4 protein-coding genes are annotated in these 6205 nt (G+C 71.4%); 3 read left to right on the top strand and 1 reads right to left on the bottom strand.

Annotated elements, in window-relative coordinates; genetic code table 11:
- Positions 1–1500: FHA domain-containing protein (locus CQZ88_RS31240; protein WP_258008646.1), on the bottom strand; the 1500-nt coding region annotated here is incomplete at its 3' end.
- Positions 1501–1789: 289 nt separating this feature from the next.
- Between CQZ88_RS31240 and CQZ88_RS17440 the strand changes: the two genes are divergently transcribed.
- The 3 genes from CQZ88_RS17440 to CQZ88_RS31235 form a co-directional block, all read left to right on the top strand.
- A complete protein-coding gene (locus CQZ88_RS17440) occupies positions 1790–3457 on the top strand; it encodes a class I adenylate-forming enzyme family protein (protein WP_102800090.1) in 1668 nt (555 codons plus the stop codon).
- Positions 3458–3558: 101 nt separating this feature from the next.
- Positions 3559–4860 (top strand): MFS transporter, encoded by a 1302-nt coding sequence (locus CQZ88_RS17435; RefSeq protein ID WP_029546660.1) that lies wholly within the window; start codon positions 3559–3561, stop codon positions 4858–4860.
- A gap of 180 nt (positions 4861–5040) precedes the next feature.
- On the top strand, positions 5041–6205 hold a 1165-nt coding region (locus tag CQZ88_RS31235; protein ID WP_258008645.1), incomplete at its 3' end, for an HAD-IC family P-type ATPase.

Below are 6205 nucleotides of genomic sequence, written 5' to 3'. Positions count from 1 at the left end.
GGGGCGGCCCAGCGGCCCGGGGGCGGCGGCGGGGGGATGGTCGACGGCCGCGCTGCGGGCGAGGTGCTCGGCGTGCACCTCGTCGGGTTCGGCCGCGACGCGGGCGAAGATCTCCGCCCAGTCGGTGCTGCCGAGGGCGGCGCCGACCTCGCCGGGCGGCCCGACGTAGGCGGTCTTGCCGCCGGGGGCGAGCAGCAGCACCTGGTCGCACAGTTCGAGGTAGGACAGCGAGTGCGTGATGACGAGGACGACCCGGCCGGAGTCGGCGAGGCGGCGCAGCGTGGTCATGATCTGCCGGTCGAGCGCCGGGTCGAGGCCGGAGGTGGGTTCGTCGAGGATCAGCAGCGACGGCCCGGTGAGCAGTTCGAGGGCGACCGACGCGCGCTTGCGCTGGCCCCCGGAGAGGCGGTCGACGCGGGTGCCGGCGTGCTCGGTGAGCTGTAGCTCGGCGAGCACCCGGGCGATCACCTCGTCGCGGTCGGCGCGGGTGGTGTCCGGCGGCAGCCGCAGTTCGGCGGCGTAGCCGAGGGCCTCGCGGACGGTGAGTTGCCGGTGGAGCACGTCGTCCTGGGGGACGAGACCGATCCGGGAGCGCAGGGCCTGGTATTCGGCGTGCACGCTGTGGCCGTCGAACTCCACGACCCCGTCGGTGGGGTTGCCGGTGCCGGACACGATCTTGGCCACGGTGGATTTGCCGGCGCCGGAGGGGCCGATGACGGCGGTGAGCGTGCCGGGCGGCGCGGCCAGGGTGACGTCGTGGAGCAGTCGACGATTCCCGTCGATGGTCAGCCCGACGGCGCGGACCCGCAGGCCACCGGTCGCGGGAGCCGCCACCTTCTCCCGGGGGACGAGGGTGCCGTCCCGGACGACGAGGTCGGTGTTGCCGATCGTCACGACGTCGCCCTCGGTGAGGGCGGCGCGGGTGATCCGGGTGCCGGCGACGAAGGTGCCGTTGACGCTGCCGAGGTCCTCGATCTCGAGACCGGACGGTCCGGTGCGCAGGGCCGCGTGCTGCCGGGAGGCCAGGACGTCGGGGACGACGACGGCGTTGTCGGCGGCGCGGCCGATCGACACGTCGCCGGGCCGGGGCGCGGGGCGGGGCCGGCGCAGCGGTCCGCGGGTGTCGCCGGCGCGGACCGCGGTCAGCTGGTCGAGCAGGCCCCATCTGCGTTCGCGGGTCGCCTCGGGTTCGGCGACGGAGATCCGGAGGTCGGGTCCCTCGGCCCGGTCGCCGAGCCTGGCGACGACGGTCCCGGTGACCCGGACCCGCTCCACCCGGCGGCCGTCGACGAAAAGCCCGTTCTTGCTGCCGGAGTCGACGAGATACCACCCCTCGTCCCAGTGCAGGAACGCGTGTTCGCGGGAGACCACCGGGTGGTCGAGGGTGACGTCCATCGATCGGTCGCGGCCGATGCGCACCGTCGCGCCGGGGCCGTAGCCGGCGCGTCCGTCGTCCCATTCGAGCAGGACCTGCGCGTGCCGGGTCTCCAGGTCGTCCATCGTCTCGGCCTTCCGTCAGACGTGTCCGCTCGCACCGACGTGCGGTCCTCGACCGCCCACCGACGATTTCCGACCGCTCGTCGCATCGTGCGCCGGGAGCCGGTCGATCTCCGATTCTCCCACTCCGGGAATGCCCAGGCCAGGCCGTCGACGCGGACGGCGCGAGTGTGGTGTGCCCGATTTGACAGGCGCTTGTGTGGCCCAGGACACTACTAACAGACCGCTTACCGACCGAGCGATCGGTCGTGGCGGTGGGAAGGTTCCGCAGTCGAGTGGAAGGAACTGCGTCGTGACGTCCGAGAAGCGCCCCTGGACCGCGCTCTACCCGAACGGGCTCGATCCCGAGCCGGCGGTGCCGTTCGTCTCCCTGGTGGACGCGTGGCGCGCCCGCGTGGATGCCAACCCGGACGGCAAGGCCATCGCCTACTTCGACGGTGTGCTGACCGCCCGCGAGACCGACGAGCTCTCCGACGCCCTCGCCGTCGCCCTCGCCGCCCGTGGCGTCCAGCGCGGCGACCGGGTGGGCATTTACCTGCAGAACATCCCCCAGTACGCGCTGACCCTGCTCGCGTTGTGGAAGCTCGGGGCCGCGGCGCTCGTGCTCAACCCCATGTACCGGCGGGCCGAACTGCGCCGCCTCGTCGACGACGCCGAGATCGTCGGCATCGTGTGCGCCGACACCGCCGTCGCGGAGACCGCGGACACCGTCCGCGACAGCTCCGTGCGGTGGATCTTCAGCACCAGTGACCTGGACTTCCAGACCCGCGACGACGCCCGGGTCTTCCCGTCGACGGACCGCGCCGTGGCCGCGCCCGACGGTGACCTCGTCGAGCTGATCGAACAACACCGGGGCCGGCGGCCGCCCCACGTCGAGATCACCGGCGACGACGTCGCGTTGCTCGCCTACACCTCCGGCACCACCGGTCCGCCGAAGGGTGCGATGAACACCCACGCCAACGTGCTGGCCGTGGCCACCACCTTCGGTTCCTTCGTCGGCCTGGCCGCCGGCGACGCGGTGTTCGCCGTCGCCCCGCTGTTCCACATCACCGGCGCCGTCATCAACGCCACGCTGGCGCTGGTGCACGACACCGCCCTGGTCTTCGCGAACCGCTTCAACGCCGAGGTCGCGCTCGAGGCCCTCGTCGAGCACGGGGTCACGTTCACGATCGGCTCGATCACGGTGTTCAACGCCCTGTACGAAACCCCCGGCGCCGAGGCCCGCCACTTCGCCTCGATCAAGACCCTCTACTCCGGCGGCGCGCCGATCCCGCCCGCGACCGTGGAGAAGTTCGAAGCGAAGTTCGGCAAGTACATCCACAACGCCTACGGCATGACCGAGACCTCCTCCGGCGTGATCGCGGTACCGCCCGGGCGGCGGGCACCCGTCGACCCCGCCAGCGGCACCCTCGCGATCGGTGTCCCGCTGCCCCTGCTCGACGCGCGTGTCGTCGACGCGGACGGCGCCGACGTCGAACCCGGCAAGCAGGGTGAACTGGAACTGTCCGGCCCGCAGGTGATCTCCGGGTACTGGCGCAACCCCGAGGCGTCCGCCGCCACCCTGCCGGACGGGCGGCTGCGCACCGGCGACGGTGCGATCATCGACCGGCACGGCTGGGTCTACCTGGTGGACCGCCTGAAGGACCAGATCAACGTCTCCGGATACAAGGTGTGGCCCCGCGAGGTCGAGGACGCCCTGTACGAGCATCCCGCCGTCCACGAGGCCGCCGTCGTCGGCCAGCCCGACGACTACCAGGGCGAATCCGTGGTGGCGTACGTGTCGCTCGAACGCGACGCCCACGCCACCGAGCGCGAGCTCGTGGACTTCGTCCGCGACCGCCTCGCCGCCTACAAGCGGCCCCGCCGGGTCCACATCGTCGAGAACCTCCCCAAGACCCAGACCGGCAAGATCCGGCGCAGCGACCTGCGCGACCGCACGATCCCCACCCCGACCGCCTGACGGTCCGTCCCCTCCGGCGTGACCGAATGTCACACGGGTTCGGTCACATCGAACCCATGTGACATTCGGCCACCGCTCCCGCGAACGAAAAGAGATACGACGTGAACACCGACGTCCGGAACACCCGGGGTGCGGTCGACACCGCGCCCACCCTGGCATCGAAGAAGAAATCGCTGTTCGCCAGCGCGGTCGGCAACGTGCTCGAGTGGTACGAGTGGAGCGCCTACGCGGTCTTCGCACCGTTCATCGCCGCGGTGATGTTCAACAACTCCGATCCGATCTCCGCGCTGCTGTCCACGCTCGCGGTCTTCGCCGTCGGCTTCCTCATGCGCCCCCTCGGCGGCATCGTGTTCGGCCGCATCGCCGACCGGCGGGGCCGCAAGTTCGTCCTCGTCACCACGATGCTCATGATGGCGACGGGCAGCCTCGTCATCGGCATCATGCCCACCTACGAGTCCATCGGGGCGTGGGCGTCGCTGATCCTGCTCGCCGCGCGGATCATGCAGGGCTTCGCCCACGGCGGCGAATCGGCCACCGCCTACTCGTACGTCGGTGAGATCGCCCCGCCGCACCGTCGCGGGATGTGGGGCAGCGTCGCCTTCATCGCGATCTTCGGTGGCTCGGTCCTCGCCTACAGCATCGGTGGCGCCGTCACCTCGTCGCTCTCCGAAACCGCCGTCGCCGAATGGGGCTGGCGCATCCCGTTCCTCATCGGCGCCTGTCTGGCCCTGGTCGCCCTGTACCTGCGTCGCAGCATGGACGAGAGCGACGTGTTCGACGCCCACCAGGAGCAGGACGAGCAGCCGCGCATCCCGCGGAAGACCGTCGTCCGCGCGATCCTGCTGATGATCGGCATGACCTCCGGCATCACCGCCGCCCACTACACCTGGACGTCGTACGTCGCCACCTACGCCATCACCCAGCAGGGGATGGACCCCGACGTCGCCTACTGGATGTCGGTGATCGCCCAGTCGATCGCGCTCGTCTCCCTGCCCTTCTGGGGCATGCTGTCCGACCGGATCGGCCGCCGCCCGATGCTGTTCGCGTTCGCCGCACTGATGCTCGTGCTGCAGCTGCCGCTGACGATGATGATCTCCTCGGCCGGATGGACCCTGCTCGTCGCGACGACCGTCGCGCTGCTCGTCGTGTCCGTCCCCGCGTCGGTGCTGTCGGCGACGCTGTCGGAAAGCTTCCCCACCCGGCTGCGGACCCAGGCGATCGGCTTCGCGTACTCGTTCTCCGTCGCGGTGTTCGGCGGAACCGCCCCGTACCTGAATCAGCTCCTGATCGGCCGCGGCATCGGATGGGCGTTCAGCGTGTACATCATGGTGCTGTGCGTGCTGACCGGCATCGCCTGCGTCTTCATGAAGGAGACCAAGGGCATCCGCCTCGAACACGCCTGACGGACGATCGGCTGCGCCCCGCCGGCACGGAACGGCGGGGCGCAGCCGTGTCCCGCGACGTCCCGCGGCCCGGACCGGATGCCGTTACGCTGGGGCTGCCGCAGCGGCGGGACCGGTCCCGGCGTGCTGTACCCGCTCCTCGTCGCGGTGACACGTCGATCCCGTGGGCGAGGAGGCGGTGTGCAGGCAGATTCCGGTGCGCGGCTGCTCGACAGCGACGGGCTCACCGGCCGGGAGGCCGCCGCGCGGCTCCGCCGGGACGGGCCGAACCAGCTTCCGGCCGCGCGACGGGTGCCGTGGTGGCGCAGGCTGATCGCGCAGCTCACGCACTTCTTCGCGCTGCTGTTGTGGTTCGCTTCGGCCCTCGCGTTCGTTGCGGGCATGCCGGAGCTGGGCATCGCCGTGATCGTGGTGATCGTCGTCAACGGCATCTTCGCCTTCGTGCAGCAGGAGCGCGCCGAGAAGGCCGCCGAACGCCTGGGGGAGCTGCTGCCCACCACCATCGTCGTGCGGCGCGACGGGGCGGTGCGCACCGTCGACGCCCGCGACCTGGTGGTCGGCGACGTCGTCGTGCTCACCGGCGGCGACCGGGTCCCGGCCGATCTGACCCTCGCGGTCGCGGGCCGCTGCACCTTCGACGAATCCACCCTCACCGGGGAGAGCGAACCGGTGCTCCGCACGGCCGGCGCGGCCGTGTTCGCCGGAACATTCGTCGCCGAGGGCGAATCCGAAGGGATCGTCACGGCTACGGGTGCGAACACCCGCCTCGCCGGTATCGCGGCCCTGACCACCTCGGTGCGACGTCCACCCGGCCCGCTCGATCTGGAGATCCAGCGCATCGTCCGGACGCTCGCCTTCGGTTCCGTCGGCGTCGGCGCGGTGTTCTTCGCCGTGTCTCTCCTGGTGGGGATCTCCTGGCAGGACGCCTTCCTCTTCGCGGTGGGCATCACCGTCGCCCTCGTGCCCGAGGGACTGCTGCCCACCGTGACGCTGTCGCTGGCGATGGGGGCGCAGCGCATGGCCCGCGACAACGCGCTGGTGCGCAACCTCGAGGCCGTCGAGACCCTCGGTTCGACGACGTTCATCTGCACCGACAAGACGGGCACGCTCACCCAGAACCAGATGAACGTCGTCGAGGCGTGGACCCCGGCCGGGACCGTGGCGGTGCGCGGGGAGGGGTATGCGCCCACCGGTGAGGTGACCGGCCCGGAGCCGGCGGTGGCGGCGGCCGCGACCGCCGGTCTCGCCGGTGCGGCCGCCTCGAAGGGTGGGATCACCCTCGACGACGACGAGTGGCGGGCGGTCGGTGACCCGATGGAGGCGGCGATCGCCGCGTTCGCGGCCC

This window comes from Rhodococcus sp. ENV425 (assembly GCF_002887785.1).
Classification (GTDB): Bacteria; Actinomycetota; Actinomycetes; order Mycobacteriales; family Mycobacteriaceae; genus Rhodococcus; species Rhodococcus aetherivorans.
This window is presented reverse-complemented; position numbering and strand designations above follow the sequence as displayed.